23 protein-coding genes are annotated in these 21,091 nt (G+C 63.7%); 9 read left to right on the top strand and 14 right to left on the bottom strand.

Annotated elements, in window-relative coordinates:
- Window positions 1-35 precede the first annotated feature (35 nt).
- The gene (locus AC6CIE_RS19250) at window positions 36-512 is read right to left on the bottom strand and encodes a hypothetical protein (protein ID WP_175126015.1); all 477 of its coding nucleotides are present in this window, start codon (window positions 510-512) and stop codon (window positions 36-38) included.
- 337 nt (window positions 513-849) lie between these two features.
- Entirely contained in the window at window positions 850-1,227 is a 378-nt protein-coding gene (locus tag AC6CIE_RS19245; RefSeq protein ID WP_498093373.1) for a hypothetical protein, read from the bottom strand.
- Between the two features lie 95 nt (window positions 1,228-1,322).
- Between AC6CIE_RS19245 and AC6CIE_RS19240 the strand changes: the two genes are divergently transcribed.
- Window positions 1,323-1,613 (top strand): antibiotic biosynthesis monooxygenase family protein, encoded by a 291-nt coding sequence (locus tag AC6CIE_RS19240; RefSeq protein WP_056570634.1) that lies wholly within the window; start codon window positions 1,323-1,325, stop codon window positions 1,611-1,613.
- A 38-nt stretch (window positions 1,614-1,651) separates the two neighbouring features.
- Here AC6CIE_RS19240 and AC6CIE_RS19235 read toward each other — a convergent pair whose 3' ends face one another.
- From AC6CIE_RS19235 to AC6CIE_RS19195, 9 genes are all read right to left on the bottom strand, one after another.
- Complete coding sequence (locus AC6CIE_RS19235) at window positions 1,652-2,008, bottom strand: nucleotide pyrophosphohydrolase (protein WP_175126012.1); 357 nt, start codon at window positions 2,006-2,008, stop codon at window positions 1,652-1,654.
- Window positions 2,009-2,035: 27 nt separating this feature from the next.
- A complete protein-coding gene (locus tag AC6CIE_RS19230; protein ID WP_498093370.1) occupies window positions 2,036-2,647 on the bottom strand; it encodes a 3'-5' exonuclease in 612 nt (203 codons plus the stop codon).
- A gap of 4 nt (window positions 2,648-2,651) precedes the next feature.
- Complete coding sequence (locus AC6CIE_RS19225) at window positions 2,652-2,876, bottom strand: DUF1653 domain-containing protein (protein ID WP_175138296.1); 225 nt, start codon at window positions 2,874-2,876, stop codon at window positions 2,652-2,654.
- Window positions 2,877-2,982: 106 nt separating this feature from the next.
- Window positions 2,983-4,326, bottom strand: coding sequence for a PAS domain-containing protein (locus AC6CIE_RS19220; RefSeq protein WP_498093368.1), 1,344 nt, complete (start codon window positions 4,324-4,326; stop codon window positions 2,983-2,985).
- 167 nt (window positions 4,327-4,493) lie between these two features.
- Window positions 4,494-5,204 carry a glutathione S-transferase gene (locus AC6CIE_RS19215; RefSeq protein WP_498093366.1) on the bottom strand — a complete coding sequence of 237 codons (711 nt, stop codon included), beginning with the start codon at window positions 5,202-5,204 and terminating at the stop codon, window positions 4,494-4,496.
- 141 nt (window positions 5,205-5,345) lie between these two features.
- The gene (locus tag AC6CIE_RS19210) at window positions 5,346-6,944 is read right to left on the bottom strand and encodes a GMC family oxidoreductase (RefSeq protein WP_498093364.1); all 1,599 of its coding nucleotides are present in this window, start codon (window positions 6,942-6,944) and stop codon (window positions 5,346-5,348) included.
- 29 nt (window positions 6,945-6,973) lie between these two features.
- Window positions 6,974-7,777, bottom strand: a complete 804-nt coding sequence (locus AC6CIE_RS19205) for a shikimate dehydrogenase family protein (protein ID WP_498093362.1) — start codon at window positions 7,775-7,777, stop codon at window positions 6,974-6,976.
- 13 nt (window positions 7,778-7,790) lie between these two features.
- Window positions 7,791-8,777: a transketolase family protein gene (locus AC6CIE_RS19200; RefSeq protein WP_218343218.1), complete on the bottom strand. Its 987-nt coding sequence runs from the start codon at window positions 8,775-8,777 to the stop codon at window positions 7,791-7,793.
- Entirely contained in the window at window positions 8,778-9,635 is an 858-nt protein-coding gene (locus tag AC6CIE_RS19195; RefSeq protein WP_498093360.1) for a transketolase, read from the bottom strand. It lies immediately after the preceding gene.
- Window positions 9,636-9,759: 124 nt separating this feature from the next.
- Between AC6CIE_RS19195 and AC6CIE_RS19190 the strand changes: the two genes are divergently transcribed.
- Together AC6CIE_RS19190 and AC6CIE_RS19185 are read left to right on the top strand one after the other, a co-directional pair.
- Complete coding sequence (locus AC6CIE_RS19190) at window positions 9,760-10,464, top strand: GntR family transcriptional regulator (protein WP_056570648.1); 705 nt, start codon at window positions 9,760-9,762, stop codon at window positions 10,462-10,464.
- A 9-nt stretch (window positions 10,465-10,473) separates the two neighbouring features.
- Window positions 10,474-11,544, top strand: coding sequence for an iron-containing alcohol dehydrogenase (locus AC6CIE_RS19185; RefSeq protein ID WP_495603101.1), 1,071 nt, complete (start codon window positions 10,474-10,476; stop codon window positions 11,542-11,544).
- A gap of 65 nt (window positions 11,545-11,609) precedes the next feature.
- Here AC6CIE_RS19185 and kce read toward each other — a convergent pair whose 3' ends face one another.
- Genes kce through AC6CIE_RS19170 form a run of 3 tightly spaced genes read right to left on the bottom strand, consistent with a single transcriptional unit; the run spans window position 11,610 to window position 14,273 of the window.
- The gene (gene kce, locus AC6CIE_RS19180) at window positions 11,610-12,545 is read right to left on the bottom strand and encodes a 3,5-dioxohexanoate:acetyl-CoA acetone transferase (protein ID WP_286940064.1); all 936 of its coding nucleotides are present in this window, start codon (window positions 12,543-12,545) and stop codon (window positions 11,610-11,612) included.
- A complete protein-coding gene (locus tag AC6CIE_RS19175; RefSeq protein WP_498093358.1) occupies window positions 12,538-13,491 on the bottom strand; it encodes a 3-hydroxyacyl-CoA dehydrogenase in 954 nt (317 codons plus the stop codon). Before AC6CIE_RS19175 ends, kce begins: the two co-directional genes overlap by 8 nt.
- Window positions 13,491-14,273 carry an SDR family oxidoreductase gene (locus AC6CIE_RS19170; RefSeq protein WP_175126002.1) on the bottom strand — a complete coding sequence of 261 codons (783 nt, stop codon included), beginning with the start codon at window positions 14,271-14,273 and terminating at the stop codon, window positions 13,491-13,493. The genes AC6CIE_RS19175 and AC6CIE_RS19170 overlap by 1 nt, the downstream gene beginning before the upstream one ends.
- 331 nt (window positions 14,274-14,604) lie before the next feature.
- Here AC6CIE_RS19170 and AC6CIE_RS19165 point away from each other — a divergent pair, with 331 nt between their 5' ends.
- The 6 genes from AC6CIE_RS19165 (at window position 14,605) to AC6CIE_RS19140 (ending at window position 21,086) form a co-directional block, all read left to right on the top strand.
- Entirely contained in the window at window positions 14,605-15,804 is a 1,200-nt protein-coding gene (locus AC6CIE_RS19165) for an ABC transporter substrate-binding protein (RefSeq protein ID WP_498093356.1), read from the top strand.
- A 134-nt stretch (window positions 15,805-15,938) separates the two neighbouring features.
- On the top strand, window positions 15,939-16,805 hold the full coding sequence (locus AC6CIE_RS19160) for a branched-chain amino acid ABC transporter permease (protein WP_175126000.1): 867 nt from the start codon (window positions 15,939-15,941) through the stop codon (window positions 16,803-16,805).
- Between the two features lie 22 nt (window positions 16,806-16,827).
- The gene (locus tag AC6CIE_RS19155) at window positions 16,828-18,609 is read left to right on the top strand and encodes a branched-chain amino acid ABC transporter ATP-binding protein/permease (RefSeq protein ID WP_175125999.1); all 1,782 of its coding nucleotides are present in this window, start codon (window positions 16,828-16,830) and stop codon (window positions 18,607-18,609) included.
- Window positions 18,602-19,306, top strand: coding sequence for an ABC transporter ATP-binding protein (locus AC6CIE_RS19150; RefSeq protein WP_105240095.1), 705 nt, complete (start codon window positions 18,602-18,604; stop codon window positions 19,304-19,306). The genes AC6CIE_RS19155 and AC6CIE_RS19150 overlap by 8 nt, the downstream gene beginning before the upstream one ends.
- Window positions 19,307-19,326: 20 nt before the next feature.
- Window positions 19,327-20,322, top strand: a complete 996-nt coding sequence (locus AC6CIE_RS19145; protein ID WP_175125998.1) for an NAD(P)H-quinone oxidoreductase — start codon at window positions 19,327-19,329, stop codon at window positions 20,320-20,322.
- Window positions 20,319-21,086, top strand: a complete 768-nt coding sequence (locus AC6CIE_RS19140; protein WP_175186586.1) for an SDR family oxidoreductase — start codon at window positions 20,319-20,321, stop codon at window positions 21,084-21,086. Before AC6CIE_RS19145 ends, AC6CIE_RS19140 begins: the two co-directional genes overlap by 4 nt.
- Window positions 21,087-21,091: the final 5 nt, after the last annotated feature.

Here is a 21,091-nt window from a genome sequence, read left to right as displayed (position 1 = left end):
TCGCCCGGACGGCCGAAGCCGTCCGGATAATTGGGTCAGCGATTGAACCCAACGACATGGCCCACCGGGCCGACGCCGTGTATCGACCCGAACGCGCCGATATTTGCCGCGTGGAACGAGCCCGTCGCCGAGGCGCTCGTATCCGTCTTGCCGAACGTTGCGCCGCCGTTGGCGATGCTGTCGCCGACCATGATTGGGGCGTTGCCCGTCACATGCCCGTACGACTCGCTATTGGCGTACTGCCGCGTGCTGGTGACGACTTGCGTGCCGTCGCGGCTGAACGATCCGCCGACTTCCGCGATGCCGCCCGTGCTGCCGAACGACGTCTGGCTCGACGAGCCGTAGCCGTTCACCTGGGTGGCCACCACCGAACTGCCGGTGGAGATGGACGAAGCGGTACCGTTGATGGCGCCGGCGTGACCGGTCACCGAACCGCCGACCTGGCCCGGGCCAGTGGCGTAAGCCGATGCGGCAAACAATGACAACGCGGCGACTGCTGCGAGCTTTTTCATTTGAGCTCCTCCTGATCCGTCTGCACGGATGCACAGGTGCCGGAGACCGACCGGCGCGGACCGTTACTACCCAGGAACTGCGCCCTTGCATTCGCAGGGCGTGGGACTTTCGTATTGGTACGGAATGATTGCGCCGTCCTAGGCAGGTCGGTATCGGTTAAACGAACGACCGGGTCTTTCTGGAGGATGGACTCGCGAATTACACAAACCTGAAAGCGGAGATACCGGCTTCGCACGGCCATGCGTATGGATGACGCAATGCGTCCGTCAAGCCCCGCTTGCGGGTGGGTTTCAACTCAAAGGATGGGGCCGCGCGCGTGAGGCTCACGCGTGATATCTAACGCGCCAGGTGTAGCAGCCAGCCGGTCTCGCGGCGCGCCAGCATCAGGTCCACGGCCACCAGCACAAGCAGGAAGCCGCATTCGGCCACGTACAGATTGGCAAGCACCTGATAGCTGCCCAGCAGGACAATGCCGGTCACGCCCGCAAGATACGCGGGCCAGGCGGGCGGCAGCCCGGCCGCAACGCCGCTTGTGCGGCGCGACAGGCATAGCCACGCAACGAGCGGCAATCCAAGCATCGACAAAGGAATGTAGATGGCGATGGCAGACAGCAGCACCACAACGCCGAATTGCGTATGCAGGTACAGGGACATCAGAGCAATGATGCCGACGGCGACATACCAGAGTAGGCGGACGGAAATGAGACGAGTCAATGTGACGGCTCGGTAATTCATGAAGCGGGCTGGAATCGAGGTTTTCGGCCATACTACTCCCGCCTTGCCTACCCCCATCAATCGGAGACCAAGCCATGATTCAGGAGATTGCCAGCATCCACGTCCGCGAAGGACAGGAAGCGCTGTTTGAAGCCGGTGTTACCCAGGCGAAGCCGCTTTTTCTGCGCGCCAAGGGCTGCCATGGCATGGAACTGTACCGCAGCATCGAGCAGCCGCAGCGCTACACGCTGGTGGTGGATTGGGAAACGGTCGAAAACCACATGGTGGATTTCCGGGAATCGGCCGACTTCCAGGAATGGCGCAAGCTGGTCGGCGGCTTTTTCGTTGAGCCGCCCCAAGTGCACCACGAGCAAAAAGTGATTTGAACTTTCGGCGCCGGTCCAGCGGCTGCGCGGACCGGCGCTTATTCTTCCGGGGGCTCGTTGTATTTGCGAGCGCTGCGCCGGAACGCATCGGCGGGATACTTGTTGGCGTTCTTCACCATCTTGCCGGCAACCGCCTGCGCGATATCAATGCCAAGCTGATCCGCCAGGGCCACCAGATACATCTGCACGTCGGCGATCTCGTCCGCGGCGTCCGCAAGCCGGGCGGCCGGCAGATTGCGCGACTCGTCTTCATCCAGCCACTGGAACAACGAGACGAGTTCGCCCGTTTCCCCCGCCAGCGCCATCGCCAGATTCTTGGGCGAATGGAATTGCTGCCATTCGCGTTCAGCCGTGAACTGGCGCACGGCGAGGCGGATTGCTTCCAGGTCTGACATGGGAACTCCCAAAGAAATGGCGCCTCGTTACGCGCAGGCCAGCCGAGCGCTGGCTGCAAGCGCGACCTCGACCGTCGTCCGCACGTCCGCCAACGCCCGGTGGGTCGGCTGAGTGGCGCCGACGTGCCGCGCCAGGATATCGAGCTTGTGCGACGGCAACTCCGGCCACGCGCGGCGTGCCAACGCCAACGTGCAGTGCGTGGCGTTCGAAAAAGGCAGCCCCGTCTGGTCAGCGGCCGCGCTCAGGAAGCGCCGGTCGAACGAAGCGTTATGGAAGAACACCGGCAGATCCTCGACAAAATCCAGGAACGACGAAAAGGCCTGCGCGACCGGAATGCCGTCGCGATCGACTTCGGCCTGCGTAATGCCGGTGAGACGGGATATGAAGGAAGGGACACGGCTGCAAGTGCGAACGACCTGCGTGTATTCGTTGACGACCGCCCCGCCCTCACCCACTCTGACTGCCGCAAATTCAAGAATTTCGCAGCTTGCGGTGGACAGGCCGGTCGTTTCCAGGTCGGCCACGATGAAGGGGCGGCCCAACGCTTCAAGCGCGTGCGTCAAGGCCGCTTGCGCACGCGCCGTGGGACGGGCCGGCGATGCGCTGGCCGCACGCGTGCGCCGATAGAAAAACGTCACGCGCTTACTCCGCCGGATGCAGGGCGGCGAACCGGGCCGAACCGTCGGCAAGCTGCCCGAAGAACAGATCGGCCGGGCGCACCCACAGCCCGCGCGTGTGCGGCCAGAGGTGTTCGTACACCACCATGGACTCTTCGGTTTCGGAATGGCGGGCAGTGCCTATGTAGCGGTAAAGGCCACCCTTGTAATGGCGGTGCGTGGCAAGCGCGAGGGCTTCGGATTCAGTCATGGACATCGGGCAAAAGGCGTGGCCCGCAGCGGAAATTGCCCGCGCGGGCCACAGATGATCGGCAATGCCGTCTTTATAGCGCACTCGAGCGCAGATGCCCTGCCCGCTAGGCGGCGCGCAATCGTCTTGTGGGTTCGGCGTGGGTATCGGTGAGATCTTCGGTCACGCCGGCCAGCTTGTCCGATTGCGCCAGCGACACTTCAACGACCTGGGCCATGATTTCGGTCACGCGGCGAGACGACGCGACGATCCCCTCCATCGTGCCGCCGGCGGACTGGACCTGCACCGCGCCGCCTTCGACCTGCGCCACGGAGGTCGTAATGAGCGCCTTGATTTCCTTCGCGGCCGCCGCGCTGCTTTGCGCCAGATTGCGGACCTCTGATGCCACGACCGCGAAGCCCCTGCCGTGCTCGCCGGCGCGCGCGGCCTCGACGGCCGCGTTCAGCGCAAGGATGTTGGTCTGGAATGCAATGCCGTCCATGACCCCGATGATCTCGGAAATGCGGCGCGAACTGCCCGTGATGGCTTCCATGGTCGTCACCACGTCGCGCATCGTATCGCCGCCCGTTTCAGCGATGCGGCTGGCGTCCTGGGCGAGGCTGTTGGCCTGTCGCGCGCGTTCGGCGTTTTCGGTCAGGCCCTGGACGGCCACTTGCAGCGTCTGCGCGGCGGTAAAGCGCTTGGTGATGTCGGTAGCGAACTTCACCACCTTGAATGGCCGGCCCTGCGCATCGAGAATGGGGTTGTAGCTGGCTTCGATCCAGACCTGGCGTCCGCCCTTGCCCAAGCGCATGTACTGGCCGGTGTCGTGCTCGCCATTGCGCAGCCGGCGCCAGAAATCCTTGTACGCCGTGCTTCGGGCTTCTTCGGGCGGGACAAAGAGGCTGTGATGCCGGCCCAGCACCTCGTCGGCGCGATACCCCACCGCACCGAGAAACAGGTCGTTGGCACGCAGGATGGTGCCGTCGAGATTGAACTCGATGATCGCCTGGACCTTGGAAATCGCCGCGAGCTGCCCTTCGGAATCTGCCTGGCGATTTTGCTGATCGGTTATGTCGGTGGCGTACTTGATCACCTTCACCGGCCGTCCGCGCTTGTCAAAGATGGGGTTGTACGACGCCTGCAGCCAGACGTCCGAGCCATCTTTGCGAATCCGCCGATAACGGCCGGAATCATATGCGCCCTGTCCCAGCCTTTCCCAAAAGGCTGCATATTGCGGCGACCCGCGTTCATCGGGATCGATGAACATGCGGTGGTGACGCCCCTGGATTTCTTCGAGCGAATAGCCCGTGGTGTCCAGGAAGTTCTGATTGGCCATCAAGATGTGGCCGTTCAGATCAAACTCAATGACCGCCTGGGATTTGTGAATGGCGTCGATCTGTCCCAGCAGGTCGTTTTTATCGGTACTGCGATATCCACGGATGAAGCGGCCAAGAGTATGCCAAAGCATGGAAACCTCCAGGGTGTGTTTGCCGGCGTGCCTGGTACACGTAATTTTTATGTATCTAATGGAAACTACTTAATCCCAGAAATTATCATGGCCCGATGTATTTCTGAATGTCCCTTTTAAAAAGAATTCAAAGCGTCGTCACGACGCACACTCGGGAAATCCCGGATTCAAGCGGCGTCCAGCTCGCGATATTGGCGGAAAATGCCCTCGCCAAACGGCAAGCGCCGGCCGCTCGAAAAATAGGCCTGCAGTTCAGGCAAAGCGGTCACGCGCTCGTGCAGGGCGAACACATTTGGATAATGCGCGGCAACGGTCGCCATGCGTTTGGGAAACGCGAACAGCAAGCCATCGACCAAGTGATAAAGGGACAAGTCCACGTAGGTCCATTTGGCGCCGCCCGCCAACCACGCCTGCGGCCCATCCAGCAGCCGTTCGAAATATCCCAGGAACTTCGGAATACGCGCTTCGCGAAATACCTTGGCGCGGCGGGCGGCCTCTTCTTTCTGGTCTTCGTAATAATCGCTGGCGGAAATGGGGTGATGGGTGTCGTGCGCTTCGGCCACCATGTCGGCAATGGTGAGTTGCAACTGGTTTACCCACAACCGGCCTTCAAGCGATTCGGGCGCAAGGCCATGCTTCTCGCCGAGGAAAAGCAGAATATTGGCGGTCTGCCCCAACGTCATTTTTCCGGCCACCAGATAAGGCGGCGCAAAAGGCGGGTGCTTGCGGGCCGATTGCATGTCGTCGATCAACGCGCTTTCGTCGGCGCCCGGATCGCGGGCGCGTTCCCGATACGAAATACCGCCCGCTTCCAGCGCCAGGCGCACGAATTCTCCCCGCCCGGGAATGCCATCCCAATACCAAAGGTCGTAGGTCATACGGTCTCCTTTCAGTTGGTGCAGCCTAACCTGCAGTCTGCAGTCGGAACAGCGCGTTAGCAAGGCGCATGCCGGGCGCCTTCAAGAAAAATGGCGCGCCGGTCGTAAGCAAGCGCGCCATTTTTACTGACCGGAAGTTCCCTACGCCTGCGCCGCGTCTTCGAGGATCATCTCCGCGCCGCGCTCGGCCACCATCATGACGGCGGCCTGCGTGTTGCCGGAAACCATCTTCGGCATGACCGAGGCATCCACCACGCGCAGGCCCGTCAGCCCGTTGACACGCAGCCGCACGTCCGTGACGGCCGCGGCGTCCGTTCCCATGCGGCAGGTGCCGATGGGGTGGTAGATGGTCTGTCCGTTGCGCCGCGCAAAGTCCAGCCATTCGTCGTCGCTGTCCACCTGCACGCCGGGGCTGACCTCGGCCTCCACGTAGCGTTTGAGGGCGGGCTGACTCACGATGCGGCGTGCCACCTGCATCCCGCCTACCAGGCTGTCGCGGTCGACTTGCGCGGACAGGAAGTTGGGCCGGATGGCAGGTCCGGCCAGCGGATCGGCCGACTTAATGTGAATGGACCCGACGGACTCGGGACGCAACTGCGCCACCCCGATCGTCATGCCGGGATGCCGGTCCAGGATGCGTTCGGCAGCGTTGGCGTAGCTGGCGTGCACGAAGAAAAACTGCACGTCGGGGGTGGGCAATCCGGGCGCGCTTTTCACGAAGCCGTGCACCAACCCTGTGCCCAGGGTCAGGATGCCTTTGCGGCTTATGTAGTAACGCGCCACCTGCTGCGCCAGCCGCCAGCCGCGCGACATTTCGTTCAAGGTGACCGTGTTCTTGACGCGCCAGTTCATGCGCGTGGCGAAGTGGTCGATGTAGTTTTCGCCCACCGCCGGCTGCGCGTGCACCACGCCGATACCGTGCGAGGCCAGCAAGGCTGCATTGCCCACTCCGGACAGTTCGAGCAATTGCGGGGATTGCACCGCACCCATGCAGACCAGCGTTTCGCGGCGTGCGCGCACGACGTGTTCCTGCCCGTTCTGGCGGTAGACCACGCCCACGCAGCGCTTACCTTCAAACACCAGACGCGTGACATGGGCGCCGCATTCGACACTGAGGTTGCGCCGTCCCGCGGCCGGTTTCAGGTAGCCGTCCACGACACTCCAGCGCCGGCCGTGGTGCTGGAGCACCTGGTAGTAGCCCACGCCTTCCTGATCGCCGCTGTTGTAGTCCGGATTGAAGGGTTGGCCGTCTTCGCGCGCAGCCTGCAGGAAGGCGTCCGACACCGGAAAGCGCTCGGCCACCTCTTCAAGGTGCATCGGGCCGTCCTTGCCGCGGGTCTCGCCGCCCGGCGCGTAGTTCTCTATCTTGCGGTAGATGCGCTCGGCCACGTCGCGTCCCCAACCGGCGGCTCCCGCGGCCACCCAGCCGTCGTAATCCTGGGGCTGGCCGCGCACGTAGATCATGCCGTTGATCAGCGTGGACCCGCCCAATCCCTTGCCGCGGGGCACGGCGATGACGCGTCCGTGGACGTTGTTCTCGGGTTCGGTGGCAAAGCGCCAGTTGTATTGCGGATCGACCAGCAGCTTGGAAAAGCCCGCCGGAATGGGAATCCACATGCTGCGCGCCTCGTGGCCGGCCTCCAGCAGCAGCACGCGATACTTGCCGTCCGCGCTGAGGCGGTTGGCCAGGATGCAGCCGGCCGTTCCGCCACCCGCGATGATGAAGTCGTAGTCGCCCATCGTTGTCTACCGGATGTGTGCAGCGCCGCCTAACGGGCAGACGTCACGCCCAGCGTTTCCACCATCAGTTCGATCTGGCAGGCCAGCATCGGCGCGCCGTAATGAATCTTGCAGCCGCGCGCCTGCGCCGCCACGAGCAGCGCCGTGTCCTTGGGCTGCATGATGACCTCGCAGACCAGTTGGTCCGGCGTCAGGCGGCTCACGTCCAGCGGTAGCGGATCGCCCTCTTTCATGCCCAGCGACGTGCCGTTGACGACGAGGTCATGGCCGGCCGGGTCGGCATTGCCCACCGCGATCTGCGCGTCTGGATGCAGCGACAGGATGCGGGCCTTCAGGTCCTCGGCCTTGGCGGGCGTGCGGTTGGCGATGGTCAGGCGTGAGACGCCAGCCTGCATCAGCGCGAAGCCGATCGCATTGGCTGCGCCGCCCGCGCCCGCCAGGTAGACGCTCTTGCCCTCGGGGGCGACGCCGCAACTGCGCAGGCCACGCACGAAGCCCTCGCCGTCCAGCATGTGCGCCACGAGGCGCCCATCGGCCTCACGCCGCAACACATTGGCCGCGCCGATCTTGCGTGCGACGGGCGTGGCGTCGTCGGCCAGTTCCAGGATGGCGGTCTTGTGCGGCACCGTGACGATCACGCCGCCCAGGTTTTCCAGGCGGCGCAGGCCGTCGACCACGGCCGCCAGGTTGTCGGGCCGCGCGTGAAATGGCACGCAGACGCCATCGAAACCGATCTTGGCGAAGTGTTCGTTCATGCGCTGCGGCGTCTTCACATGGTGAATCGGGTCGGCGAGGATGCCGAACAGGCGCGTGTTGCCGCTGATTTCCTTCATGGATGTCTCCGGATCAATGCTGGATGAATTCTCGCGCGACGCCGGCAATGCCTTCGGCGTCTAGCTTGTAATGGGCGTACAGCGTGGTGGGCGGCGCAATGAGGCTGTATTCGTCATAGATGCCATGGCGGCGCAACCGCGTGCCGGTGCCCGCGTCGGCCAGCACCTCGGCAACTGCCGAACCCAGGCCGCCCAGCACATTGTGCTCTTCGACCGTCATCATCAGGCGCGACTGCCCGGCAGCCTTCAGGATGGCGTCGCGGTCCAGCGGCTTGATCGTCGGCATGTCGATCACGCCAACCGACAGGCCCTCTTCGCGCAACTGGCGAGCCGCGGCCAGCGCACCGTGCAGCGTGATGCCGCAGGCGATCAGCGTCAGGTCGCTACCGGCTTCGTGGACGATGGCACGGCCGAATTCGAACGGCGTGTTGTCTTTGTAGACCTGCGGATCGCGGCCGCGGCCGATACGGAAATAGATGGGCTCGGGCCAGTCCGCGGACGCCTTGATGGCAGCCGCCAATTGTGGTCCGTCCGCGGGGGATACCACCGTCAGGCCCGCCAGCGCGCGCATGGTGGAGATGTCTTCGGTGGCGTGGTGCGAGGTGCCGTAGAAGCCCAGACTAATACCCGTGTGATGGCCGATCAGGCGGACCGGAAGGCGCGTGTAGGCGACGTCCATCCGGATCTGTTCGCAGCACAGCAACCCGAGGAACGACGCGAACGTGGCGACGAACGGCATCATGCCGGTCGTTGCCAGCCCGGCGGCCGCCGACACCATGTTCTGCTCAGAGATGCCGAACTGCACGTAGCGGTCGGGATAGGCCTCGGCGAAACGATTCAGCCCGTTCGAATACTGCAGGTCGGCCGATCCGGCCACGACGGGATGCCCGGCCTTCACCAGCTCGATCAATCCGTCGGAAAGGTAGGACAGCCCGGGGTTCACCGCATTCAGGGCGCGGTACTGCCAGGAATCGGGAGAGAGTACTTGTGCCTGTGCCATTCAGATCTCGCGGGAGAGGATTTCTTCGACAGCGCTTTGCGCATCTTGCGGGGCCAGGTAGCCCAGGTGCCAGCCTGGTTCGGTTTCCATATAGGAGACACCCTTGCCCTTGATGGTCCGGGCGATCACGCATGCGGGCTTGGCGCGCGCATCATCGGCGCGCAGGCGGCGCAGCAGCCCAGTCAGTTCGGCAAGATTGTGGCCATCGACTTCGTGGACCTCCCAGCCGAACGCCTGCCACTTTTCTTTCAGCGACTCCACCCCCATGACGTCGTCGACCTTGCCGTCGAGCTGATAGCCGTTGCGGTCGATGATAGAGATGAGGCGGGACAAGCGGTTGTGCGCGGCGAACAACGCGGCTTCCCACACCTGCCCTTCCTGCATTTCGCCGTCGCCCAGCATCACGAACACGTTGAAGTCCCGCTGGTTCATGCGGCCGCCGACGGCCATGCCAACGCCGTTGGACAGCGCATGACCGATGGAGCCCGAGCTGAAGTCGACGCCCGGCACCTTGCTCATGTCGGGGTGATCGCCCAGGGGGCTGCCCAACCGCGTGTAGCCGTCCAGCAACGCGTGATCGATGAAGCCCAGATCGGCCAGCACGGGGAACAGGCCGACGGCGGCGTGGCCCTTGCCCATGAGGAAGCGGTCACGATCCGGCCACTGCGGCTCGCCCGGGCGCAGACGCATCACATCAAAATAAAGCGCCGCGAAGATCTCGGCGCACGAAAAGACGGAACTGTAGTGTCCGACCTTGGCAATTTCGATGAGGCGGATGGTCTCCAGCCTGATATGGCGGGCCTTTTCCCGCAGCATCGCGATTTCCCCTGCGGTAGGGGCCTCCTGATCCTTGCGCATCGCGCCTCCTCCTGTCGTATGGATATATGATATATAATATACCCATTGCGCTCGAATTGGCTACGCCGGGCTAGAATCGCTCCTGGATTCACCTGCACCCTCCATACAGCAAGCCAGAAACGCCATGCCCAGCCTCAAACCGGTCAAAAAAGAGAACCTTTCCGTCAGGGTCTACAACGAAATCCGTAATGCCCTGATCAACGGGCAATACGAACCTGGCGAGCGCCTGATCATCGGCGAGCTGGCGCAGGAAATGGGCGTGTCCATCACGCCGGTGCGCGAGGCCATCTTCCGGCTGATCAGTGAGCAAGGGCTCGAGATGCAGGCGGCCACCGCGGTCTACGTGCCGTACGTCAACTCGGAAAAGCTGCGGGAGATCCAGCAGATCCGCTTCCACCTTGAAGGCATGGGCGCCGCCGAGGCCGCGCAAAACATCACGCGCAAGCAGCTCGACAACCTGATCGCGTTGCAACGGGATTTCATCTCGTGCACGTCCACCGACCCCAAGCGCGCCAGCTACCTGAATCGCAAATTCCACTTCGCCATCCTCGAAGCCAGCAACAAGCCCATCCTGCGCAACACCGTTGAGTCGTTCTGGGTCATCACCGGTCCCATCCTCAAGGTGTTTCACGTCAAGACCGCCGGCCTGGACTATTCCGAAAACGAGCATCGCCACGAGGCCGTCATCGAGGCCCTGGAAGCGCGTGATTCGGAAGCGGCGCGCAACGCCATCCAGGCCGATCTGGTCTGGGGCGGAAAGATCATGATCGACTGGCTGGTCGAACGGGAAAAAGAACTCGACTACCGCCCCCCCGGGGCTCGCAAATAGGGAGACGCCATGCTGAAGATTTTCGGAGCGCCCAGCCGCTACATCCAGGGATCGGGCGCCCTGGACGCGCTGGGGCAATACGCGGCGCTGTTCGGAAAGCGCGCCGCGCTGGTCATCGACAGCTATGTGCATGGCGTGTTGGGTCCGAGAATCGAGGCGCTGTGCGCCCAGCATGGCGTGGCACTTGCGCCGCTGATCGTCGAAGGCGACCTGACGCCTGAAGTCATCGACGACTTGCGCGCGCAAGCCGCGCCGGCGAACATCGACATGGTCATTGCGGTGGGCGGCGGCAAGTCGCTGGATGCCGGCAAAGCCGTGGCCAAGTCGTCGCATTGCCACCTGATCACCGTGCCCACCGTGGCGTCCAACGACGCGCCCACCAGCAAGAATTACGTGCTTTACGACGCACATCACAACCTCCTGGCCGTCGAGCACATGCTGTTCAATCCGACCATCGTGCTGGTCGACACCGCCATCATCGCGACCGCGCCGGTGCACTTCTTCCGGGCCGGGCTGGGCGATGCAATCTCCAAGAAGTTTGAAGCCGAACAGTGCCAGCGCAACGGCGGCAAGAACATGTACGACGCGGCGCCGCTGCTCACGGCCCAGCTCATCGCCGACGGCTGCCTGCGCACGCTGCTGGCGGACGGCGCGGACGCCGTGGCCGTAGCCGGAACCGGCCAACCCACGCCCGCCTTCGAGCGCGTGGTGGAAGCGATGATCCTCATGAGCGGTCTCGGATTTGAAAGCGGTGGCCTGTCCATTGCCCACGCTCTGACGCGCGGGCTACCAAAGATCAACGGCGTCGCCACCGCGCTGCACGGCCTGCAGGTGGCGGTGGGCTTGCTGGTGCAGCTTGACCTGGAGAACCGCAACGACGGCATGCTGGCCGATCTGAAGCAGTGGTATGCCCAGGTCGGCCTGCCGGTCACGCTGCGCGAACTTGGCGCGGCCGGCGAGCCATCCGATGCGGAACTGTCGCTGGCGGCGGACCTCAGCCTGAAAGCGCGCCATGCCGCCAACTTTGACCGTACGCTGGATGTGGCCACGCTGGCCGCCGCGCTGCGCCGTCACGCCTGACCCCACTGCTGCCAGCAAGGGCTGGCGGGTTTGATGCCCGCCGGCCGCCCTGCCCGCCCGCAGCATCAGAACGCGACGTTGTCCTTGCCTTTCAATCCCAGCTTGGCCCGCGCTTCGTCCGGCGTCGCGACATCCAGGTTCAGCGCCTCGAGGATGCCGCGGATGCGCTCCACCTGCACGCGATTGGATTCGGCCAGTTGTCCCGGTCCGATCCACAACGAATCTTCAAGACCCACCCGCACGTTCGAACCCATCGCCGCGCCGATAGTTGCCAGCGGCATCTGGTTGCGGCCGGCGCCCAGGATCGACCATTCGTAGTCGTCGCCAAAGAGGCGGTCCGCCGTGCGCTTCATGTGCATCAGGTCTTCCGGGTGCGGGCCGATGCCGCCCAGGATGCCGAACACCGATTGGATGAAGGGCGGCGACTTGACCAGGCCGCGGTCCACGAAATGCGCCAGGTTGTAGAGGTGGCTGATGTCATAGCACTCGAACTCGAAGCGCGTGCCGTTGGCGTTGCCAAGCGTCAGAATGGACTCGATGTCCTGGTAGGTGTTGCGGAAGATGAGCGAACGGCTGTTCTCCAGATGCTCCCGCTCCCAGTCGTGCTTGAACTCGGAGAAGCGGTCCAGCATCGGAAAGAGGCCGAAGTTCATGGAGCCCATGTTCAGCGACGCCAGCTCCGGCTGGAACGTAGTGGCCGGCCGCATGCGCTCTTCCACCGTCATGTGCGGACTGCCGCCGGTGGTGATGTTGATGATGGCGTCGGTCTCGCGCTTGATGCGCTCAAGGAAAGGCTTGAACAGCGCCGGATCTTGCGAAGGCTTGCCCGTCTGCGGATCCCGCGCATGCAGGTGCAGGACGGCGGCGCCGGCCTTGGCCGCGCCGATCGCCGCCTCGGCGATCTCGTCGGCCGTGACCGGCAGGTGCGGCGACATGCTGGGCGTGTGGATGGCGCCCGTGACGGCGCAAGTGATGACGACTTTCTGTTTGGGCTTAGCCATTGTTGTCTCCGTGTTGTTTGTGACGCATGAGGCGCATCAGCTTTTCGTCGCGCCAGAAGCGGCGTGCGGCAAGGTCTTCCTCGGGCAGCAGGGCGCGCCGCTCTTCGGATAGTGCGTCGACCAGCGCGCCTTCCCAGGCCACGCAATCGCCCTGGCTTGCGCCAATGGACTGATAGAGTCCGCCATAGCGGCGGCAGTAATCCGCGATGCCGCCCGGCGCGTTCAGGTCGATGGTTTCAAACGGTCCCATGAAGGACCAGCGCAGACCCAGGCCGTCCTTGACGGTGGTGTCGATGTCTTCGGCGCTGGCGATGCCCTGGCTTGCCAGCCGGAAGGCTTCCTGCAGCAACGCGCCTTGCAGGCGGTTCAGGATGAAGCCTTCGATTTCGCGCCGCACGAGCACCGGCTTCTGGCCGATGCCGGTCATCACGTCGCGCGCGCCGGACAGCGCTTCGGAGCTGGTCCACGGCGCCGGGCACAGTTCGACGACCGGAATCAGGTACGGCGGATTGACCGGATGCGCCACGAGGCACCGGTGCCTGCCGGCAAGATGCTCGGTGAACTGGCTGGCCGGGATGCTGGACGTGGAGCTGCCGATGATGGCGTGGGGTTCGGCCAGCGCGTCCAGTTCGGAAAACAGCGCGCGCTTGATCTCGACGCTTTCCGGGGAATTCTCCTGGACGTAGCTGGCGCCCTGCAATGCCTCTTGCAAGCTGGCCGACACCTGCACGCGGTCGACGATGGCATCCGCGTTGTCGAGCAGGCCCTGTGTTTCCAGCACGCGAAGCTGTTGCAGGATGAGCGCACGCGCTTCGGCAAGCATCGCAGCGTTCACATCATGAAGCCGCACTTCCCAGCCCATGCGCGCGAACACGATGGCCCACCCTTGCCCGATCAGTCCCGTTCCAATGATGGCCGCGCGCCGCGGCATGTGGTCCGCGGCCATCAGTAGAGCTTCTGCGTGAAGCCGTCCACGACGATGGCCTGGCCTGTCACGCTGCGCGCCGCTTCGCTAGCGTTGAACAGGACCATGTTGGCGATGTCGCGGGCTGTGACCATGCGGCCGAGCACGGCCTGGTTTTCGTACTGCGCCGCGATCTCTTCGACCGGCCGGCCCAGCGTATCGGCCTTGGCGGCGATGACGGCGCGAATTCGCGGGCCTTCAACCGCGCCGGGCAGGATGGCGTTGACGCGAATGCCATGGCCGCCCAGTTCGATCGCGAGCGACTTGGTGAACCCGATGACCGCCCATTTGGAGGCGGAATACACCGACCGGCCCGCAAAGCCAAGATGCCCCGCCGCCGAAGAGAGATTGATCATCACGCCGGCCTTCGATTCCTTGAGCAGGGGAATGGCCTGACGCGCGCACAGGAACTGGCCGGTGATGTTGACGGCGAGCGTTCGGTCCCAATCCGCCTTGGAAAGCGTTTCGACGAAACCCGTGGGACCGGCCACACCCGCGTTGTTGATCAGAATGTCCAGGCCGCCGAGTGTTTGGCGAACGGCGGCGAACAGCTGTTCAACACCGGCTTCGTCGGATACGTCGGCCCGCGCCACCTGCACACCGGGCAGTTCCGTAGGCAACGCGGCCAGCCGTTCCTCGTTGACGTCGCACACGAACACGGTAGCGCCCGCGTGGTGAAAGACCTTGGCCATTTCCAGGCCCAGCCCATCGGCGCCGGCGGTGATGAGTACTTTCTTGCCGGTGAAATCCACTTCCTCGAACATGCGTTTGTCTCCTAGGATCGTTCTTATAAGTGCGGACCATCATATACGATATATGATAAAACCAGCTATCCCGTGATCCGTCTTGCGTGTGCCGCTTCATCCAAAAAGCGTCGTTCGCCTGACGGAATCAGCTGCGCATTTTCCTCGTATATCGGCCGCTGAGGCTTTATTCATGCGGTTTCAGGGAATTCCCTGATTCGGCATGAAGCGACCGCCACTAGAATCCAAGGCGAGGGTTCCTCGCCCCGCCGGCGCATATATCATATATAGCAAAAGACGGACGGAACGCAGTATCCAGTCCGCATTCCATACCAACAAAGGAGCGTAGACAGTGTTCAAGTTCAACAAAATTGTTTTGGCGCTGGGTGTATGCGGCGCGCTGGCAAGCGGCACCGCAGCGGCCGACATGAAGGTAGGCGCGCTATTCCCGTTCAGCGGCGCGCTTGCGCTGCTTGGACAGGAAAGCTATCGCGGTCTGGAACTGGCCGTTAACGAGATCAACGCGGCCGGGGGGATCAACGGCGAGAAGATCGAAATCATCAAGGCCGACGCCGTCGACCCTACCCAGGCGGTGTCCGAGACCAAGCGCCTGATCTCGGCCAACGTGGTGGGGGTGTTCGGCAGCTACGCATCCGGCATTTCGTACGCGGCATCGCCCGTGACGGAGCTGGCGGGCGTGCCTTACTTCGAACTGGGCGCCACCGCGCACAAGATCACCACGCGCAACTACAAGTACCTGTTCCGCAGCAATCCCAACACCGCGCTGTACGGCGTGTCGGTCGTGAACGCGTTGCATGACACCATCGCGCCAGGCATGGGCCTGAACCCGAAGGACATCAAGATCGGCATCATCCACGAAGATGGCCCGTATGGGACCGACGTGGCGGCCACCGAAAAGAAGCGCGCGCAGGAGCTTGGCTACAACGTGGTGGAGGTCCTGCCCTACTCGGCCAAGACTGTCGACTTGTCGTCGCTGATCCTGCGCCTGAAGGGCGCGAAGGCCGACGTGGTGCTGCAGACGGCCTACCAGAACGACGCCATCCTGTTCTTCAGCCAGGCGCGCGCGGCGGGCTTCAAGCCAAAGGTCGTGATCGGCGCGGGCGGCGGCTATTCGCTGGCCGACACCGCCAAGGCCGTGGGCGCCGACATGAACGGCGTGTTCGACCTGGACTTCCCGCAAGCGTCCATCAATCCGGCCGGCGCGCCAGGCCTGGACAAGTTCCTCGAAGCCTACAAGGCAACCTACAAGAGCGATCCGCAATCCGGCCACAGCCTGACCAACTACGTCGGCGCCAAGGCCTTCTTTGAAGCCATCGCCAACGCCAAGTCCACGGACAAGGACAAGATCCGCGCCGCGGTGCTGGCCTACAAGAAGCCCGCCGGCCAGACGGCCAACGGCTGGGGCTTCGACTTCGGCGAAGACGGGCAGAACAATGCCTCGACCTTCTACGTGATGCAGTGGCAGGACGGCAAGCTCGTCACCATCGGCCCGGAAAACCTCGCTCTCGGCAAGCCCATCTTCAAGAAATAAAGCGCTATGCCAGCGGCCGGGCGCCGGGGCCTTGCGCCCCCGGTGCGCGTCCGGTCTTACCCGGGGCCTGAGCGCCCCGCCCCTGGACGCTGCGGAACAGGGACGGGGCGCTTCCCGCACTTAGAGGTTGCACAATGGAATTATTCATTCAACTGGTCATCAACGGCCTGTTGCTGGGCGGCGCATACACGATCATCAGCCTGGGGCTGACGCTCATTTTCGGTGTCGTGCGCGTCGTGAACTTCGCGCATGGCGAGTTCCTGATGATCGGCATGTACATGGTCTATCTGATCGCGGCGCAGTTCGGCGTCCACCCCTACGCGGGTCTGATTCCGGTGGCCGTCATTCTGTTCGCGCTGGGCGCGCTGACGCAGAAGGGCATCATCCAGCCGCTCCTTCATGCGGATCAACACATCCAGATCTTCGCCACGGTGGGCGTGTCCACCATCCTCTTGAACCTGGCGCTGGTGATCTTTGGCGCAAACGTCTATCGCGCGCCGGTCGAATTGGGCACCAACGCCATCGAGTTCGGTCCGTTTTCGATGGTCACGGGACAAGTCGTCACGTTCATCATCGGCCTGACGCTGGCTGTGCTGCTGCACCTGTTCATGCACCGCACCTATCTGGGCCGCGCGTTGCGGGCTGTGGCACAGCACCGCTACGCCGCCACGCTGATGGGCGTGAACGTCAATAACGTCTACGCCATTGCCTTCGGGCTGGGCACCGCCTTTGTCGGCATCGCCGCGGGGTTGCTTGCGCCACAGTACCCGGTGTTCCCCACGGTGGGCACCTACTTCGTGCTGACCGCGTTCGTGATCGTGGTGCTGGGCGGGCTGGGCAGCCTGTATGGCGCCGTCGCAGGGTCCATGATCATCGGCATCGTCGACACGCTGGCGGGTTTCTACATCGCGCCCGACCTGAAAGAGGTCGTCTATTTCGGGATCTTCCTCTTGATCCTTGTCCTGAAGCCGAACGGTCTGTTCGGTGTCGGTACAGAGTGACCAGAACAACAAGGAGCAAGACGTGTTTCCCGACTTTCGACATCCCAAAGCCTACGTCAGCCTCATCCTGCTGATCACGATGTTCCTCGTGCCCGTCGTCATGGGCACGCCCTTCTGGACCAACCTCTTCGTCCTGCTGTTCGTGTTTTCCGCGCTGTCGGTCGCCTGGAACATCGTGGGCGGCTATGCCGGCCAGTTGTCCCTCGGCCATGCGGTGTTCTATGGCATCGGCGGCTACACGGCCACGCTGTTGACGCAGAACTTCGGCATCTCGCCGTGGATCGGCATGTTCGCGGGAGCCGCCATTTCCGCGGCCGTCGCCATCTTGATCAGCTATCCCACGCTACGCCTGCGCGGACCCTTCTTTGCGCTGGCGACCATCGCCATCCTGGAAGTGGTTCGCCTTCTGGTCATCCACGAGGAAAGCTGGACCGGCGGCTCCAGCGGCATCAGCCTGCCCTTGAACATCGGCTGGGCGTGGATCGTGTTCCGCGAGAAGATCAACTACGTCATCATCGCGTTCGGTCTGTTCGTACTGGTGACGTGGGTCTCGTGGTACATCCGCAAGTCGCGCATCGGACACTACCTGATCGCGATCCGCGAACGCGAGGATGCCGCGCTGGCCGTGGGCATCCACACCGTGCGCGTGAAGATCATCGCCGCCGTGGTGTCCGCCGTGCTGACCAGCATCATCGGCACGTTCCACATCACCTACCTGACCTTCGTCGATCCCAGCTCCGCGTTCTCGCTGGAGCTGTCCATTCAGGTCGCGATGTTTGCGCTGATCGGCGGGTTGGGCACCGTTTCCGGCCCGATCGCGGGCACCTTCCTGGTGCTGCCCATCGCGGAACTGGCGCGCGGCTGGCTCAGCAGCGTCGGCAACGGCATGCACGGGTTGATTTACGGCCTGATCCTGGTCGCGGTGGTGCTAACCATTCCGCGTGGGCTGGCAGGTGCGTTCGGGCCGTTCATCGAGCGCATGCTGGCGCGCCTGCCCTACCTTGGCACGCCGCCGGCCAAGCTCAAGCTGGCCGACGAGATCCGCATCCGTAACGCCACCCGCAGCGAGCAGCCGGTCCTGAAGGCGGAGGGACTGTTCAAGAGCTTCGGCGGCCTGCGCGCCACGAACGACGTATCGCTGACGCTCAACCAGCACGAAATCCTGGGCATGATCGGGCCCAATGGCGCGGGCAAGACCACGGTGTTCAACCTGCTGTCGGGCTTTCTGTCGCCGGACAAGGGCGACATCACGATGCGCGACGAGCAAGGCAACTGGGTCACCTGCAAGACGCCCGACGCCTTCGCGCACAAGGGCCTGGGCCGCACGTTCCAGATCGCCAAACCGTTCACGGGACTGACGGTGTTGGAAAACATCATGCTGGGCGCGTTCATCCACACGTCGGACCGCGACGAGGCCGAGCAGATCGCCCTGAAGGTGGCCGAGCAGACCGACCTGGTGAAGTATCTGAACACCGAAGCGCGCAGCCTCACGGTGGGCGGCATGAAGCGTCTGGAAGTGGCGCGTGCGCTGGCGATCAAGCCGCGCATCCTGCTGCTGGATGAAGTGATGGCGGGCTTGAACCCCACGGACATCGAGAAATCCATCCAGATGATCCGTCGCATCCGCGATTCCGGCGTTTCGGTGCTGCTGATCGAACACATGATGCAGGCCACGATGGCGCTGTCCGACCGCATCATCGTCCTGAATGAAGGGGGCGTGCTGGTCAGCGGCGCCCCCAAGGACGTGGTCGAGAACCCGGCCGTCATCGAAGCCTATCTGGGCAAGGAGTATCAGGATGCTTAAGGTGTCGAATCTGACGTCGGGCTATGGCAAGAGCCAGGTGCTCAACGGCCTGAATTTCGAGGTGAACGCGGGCGAGATCGTCACGCTGATCGGCGCCAACGGCGCGGGCAAGACGACCACGCTCAAGACGCTGTGCGGCGTGATTACCGCCACGCAGGGCAAGGTGGAGTTCGAAGGCCAGGACCTGACGAACCGCGAACCCTACGACATCGTGGACGCCGGGATCACCATGATTCCCGAAGGGCGACAGCTCTTCCCGCACTTCACCGTGCGGGACAACCTGCTCATGGGCTCGTACAAGCGCGCCGCGCGGCCGATCGTCGAACGCAAGCTCGACGAAGTGCTGCGCATCTTCCCGCGCGTGAAGGAGCGGCTGAGCCAGTACGCCGGGTCGCTGTCGGGCGGCGAGCAGCAGATGGTGGCGATTGCGCGCGGCATGATGGCCGATCCCAAACTGCTGGTGTTCGACGAACCGTCGCTGGGGCTGTCGCCGCTGCTGGTGCAGCAGATGTTCGACATCATCCGCGACGTCACCTCGCACGGCGTGACGGTGCTGCTGGTGGAGCAGAACGTGTTCCGCACGCTGCGGCTGGCGGATCGCGGTTATGTGCTGGAAAACGGCGCGATCGTGCGCACGGGCACGGGCGCGGAATTGCTCAGCGACCCTCACGTCAAGAAGGCCTATCTGGGCCACTGAAATCCAAGGACGAACGTCTCATGTCTTTACGCTGCACATTCATCGACCATGGCAAGGGCGGCGCGCCCGACTGCATGCGCATCGCCGAACGCGACATGGAAGCGCCGACGCGCCGCCAGGTGCTGATCGAAGTAGCCTTCGCGGGCGTCAACCGCCCGGACGTGCTGCAACGCTCGGGTTCCTATCCTCCGCCCCCGGGCGCCTCGCCCTATCTGGGCCTGGAAGTGTCGGGCACCGTCGTGGCGGCCGGTCCCGAGGTGCAAGGCTTGAAGGCCGGCGACCAGGTCTGCGCGCTGACGCCGGGCGGCGGCTATGCCCAGTACTGCCTGGCCGACGAGCGCCATTGCCTGCCGGTGCCGCGCGGTCTGGATCTGCTGACGGCCGCGGCCATTCCCGAAAACTACTTCACCGTCTGGACCAACGTGTTCGACCGAGCACGCCTCACCGCAGGCGAAAAGTTTCTGGTCCACGGCGGCTCGAGCGGCATCGGCCTGACGGCAATCCAGCTCGCACGCGCATTCGGCGCGGAAGTCTGGACCACCGTCGGCAACGTAGAGAAAGCGGATGCCTGCCGGAAAGCCGGCGCGCACCATGCCGTGCAGTACCGCGACGCAGACTTCGAGGCCGCCGTGCGCGAGGGCACGGGCAACGTGGGCGTCGACGTGATCCTGGACATGGTGGGCGGCGCCTACATCAACAAGAACCTGCGGTTGCTGGCCCTGAACGGACGGCTGGTGCAGATTGCGTTCCTGGAGGGCAGCAAGGCCGAGATCGACGCCCTGCCCATCATGACCAAACGGCTGCAATTCACCGGATCCACGCTGCGCCCGAGGTCCGACGAGGACAAGGGCGCCATCGCGCAATCGCTTGTGCAGAAGGTGCTGCCGCTCATGGATCAGGGAAAGTGCCTGCCCCTGATCCACGAGGTCTTCCCGCTGGCCGAGGCCGCGCGCGCGCACGCATTGATGGAAAGCAGCAAGCACATCGGCAAGATCATGCTGCAGGTGCGGCCATGAACGCGCGCTTTACCGGCCAGACCATCATCGTCACGGGCGCGGTCGGCGGCATCGGCTCGGCCATCGTCGAGGCGTTTCTGGCCGAAGGCGGCCGCGTGGGTCTCGTCGACTTCAATGCGCAGGCCGGGCAAGCCTACGAGAAGGAACTCCAGAAGCGTGGCCATGACGTGTGTTTCGTGCCCACCGACGTCGCACATTTCGACCAGTGCCAGGCCGCCTATGACCGCATCACGCGCGAACTGGGCGCCGCCACTGTCCTGGTCAACAACGTCGGCATCTCACCCAAGACGAACGGCCGCGCGCTGAAGGTATGGGAGATGCCGCCGGCGGAGTGGAACAACGTCGTCTCGGTGAACTTGAACAGCGTGTTCTACATGACGCATCTGGCCACGCCGCACATGGTGCAAGCGCGACAGGGGCGCGTCATCAACATGTCGTCGGTGGCCGGCAAGGCGTACTGCGATATCGTGGCGGCGCATTACGCGGCCACCAAAGCCGGGCTGATCGGGCTGACGCGGCACTGGGCAGCCGAACTCGGCGAACATCAGGTGACCGTGAATGCGCTGGCGCCCGGCCGGATCAGCACCCCGCTGCTGAAAAGCGTGCCACAGGAAATCAACGACGCGGTGGCGGCCATGACTGCGCTGCGGCGCCTGGGCACGCCCGAGGAAGTGGCGGATGCCTGCCTGTTCTTCGCGTCCGATCAGGCCAGGTTCGTGACTGGGCAGGTGCTGGACGTGGCGGGCGGCTGGCTGATGACCTAGCCCGC

The sequence above is a fragment of the Achromobacter sp. GQ309 genome (genome assembly GCF_059759315.1).
The sequence above is the reverse complement of the archived record's forward strand: the minus strand, read 5'-3'. Positions and strand labels throughout refer to the sequence as shown.

Excerpts from the sequence above, each read along its gene's own strand:
- AC6CIE_RS19250 (WP_175126015.1), bottom strand. The coding sequence starts at position 512 with ATGAAAAAGCTCGCAGCAGTCGCCGCGTTGTCATTGTTTGCCGCATCG.
- AC6CIE_RS19240 (WP_056570634.1), top strand. The coding sequence starts at position 1,323 with ATGATTCAGGAGATTGCCAGCATCCACGTCCGCGAAGGACAGGAAGCG.
- AC6CIE_RS19235 (WP_175126012.1), bottom strand. The coding sequence starts at position 2,008 with ATGTCAGACCTGGAAGCAATCCGCCTCGCCGTGCGCCAGTTCACGGCT.
- AC6CIE_RS19225 (WP_175138296.1), bottom strand. The coding sequence starts at position 2,876 with ATGACTGAATCCGAAGCCCTCGCGCTTGCCACGCACCGCCATTACAAG.
- AC6CIE_RS19220 (WP_498093368.1), bottom strand. The coding sequence starts at position 4,326 with ATGCTTTGGCATACTCTTGGCCGCTTCATCCGTGGATATCGCAGTACC.
- AC6CIE_RS19215 (WP_498093366.1), bottom strand. The coding sequence starts at position 5,204 with ATGACCTACGACCTTTGGTATTGGGATGGCATTCCCGGGCGGGGAGAA.
- AC6CIE_RS19210 (WP_498093364.1), bottom strand. The coding sequence starts at position 6,944 with ATGGGCGACTACGACTTCATCATCGCGGGTGGCGGAACGGCCGGCTGC.
- AC6CIE_RS19205 (WP_498093362.1), bottom strand. The coding sequence starts at position 7,777 with ATGAAGGAAATCAGCGGCAACACGCGCCTGTTCGGCATCCTCGCCGAC.
- AC6CIE_RS19200 (WP_218343218.1), bottom strand. The coding sequence starts at position 8,777 with ATGGCACAGGCACAAGTACTCTCTCCCGATTCCTGGCAGTACCGCGCC.
- AC6CIE_RS19195 (WP_498093360.1), bottom strand. The coding sequence starts at position 9,635 with ATGCGCAAGGATCAGGAGGCCCCTACCGCAGGGGAAATCGCGATGCTG.
- AC6CIE_RS19190 (WP_056570648.1), top strand. The coding sequence starts at position 9,760 with ATGCCCAGCCTCAAACCGGTCAAAAAAGAGAACCTTTCCGTCAGGGTC.
- AC6CIE_RS19185 (WP_495603101.1), top strand. The coding sequence starts at position 10,474 with ATGCTGAAGATTTTCGGAGCGCCCAGCCGCTACATCCAGGGATCGGGC.
- kce (WP_286940064.1), bottom strand. The coding sequence starts at position 12,545 with ATGGCTAAGCCCAAACAGAAAGTCGTCATCACTTGCGCCGTCACGGGC.
- AC6CIE_RS19175 (WP_498093358.1), bottom strand. The coding sequence starts at position 13,491 with ATGGCCGCGGACCACATGCCGCGGCGCGCGGCCATCATTGGAACGGGA.
- AC6CIE_RS19170 (WP_175126002.1), bottom strand. The coding sequence starts at position 14,273 with ATGTTCGAGGAAGTGGATTTCACCGGCAAGAAAGTACTCATCACCGCC.
- AC6CIE_RS19160 (WP_175126000.1), top strand. The coding sequence starts at position 15,939 with ATGGAATTATTCATTCAACTGGTCATCAACGGCCTGTTGCTGGGCGGC.
- AC6CIE_RS19150 (WP_105240095.1), top strand. The coding sequence starts at position 18,602 with ATGCTTAAGGTGTCGAATCTGACGTCGGGCTATGGCAAGAGCCAGGTG.
- AC6CIE_RS19145 (WP_175125998.1), top strand. The coding sequence starts at position 19,327 with ATGTCTTTACGCTGCACATTCATCGACCATGGCAAGGGCGGCGCGCCC.
- AC6CIE_RS19140 (WP_175186586.1), top strand. The coding sequence starts at position 20,319 with ATGAACGCGCGCTTTACCGGCCAGACCATCATCGTCACGGGCGCGGTC.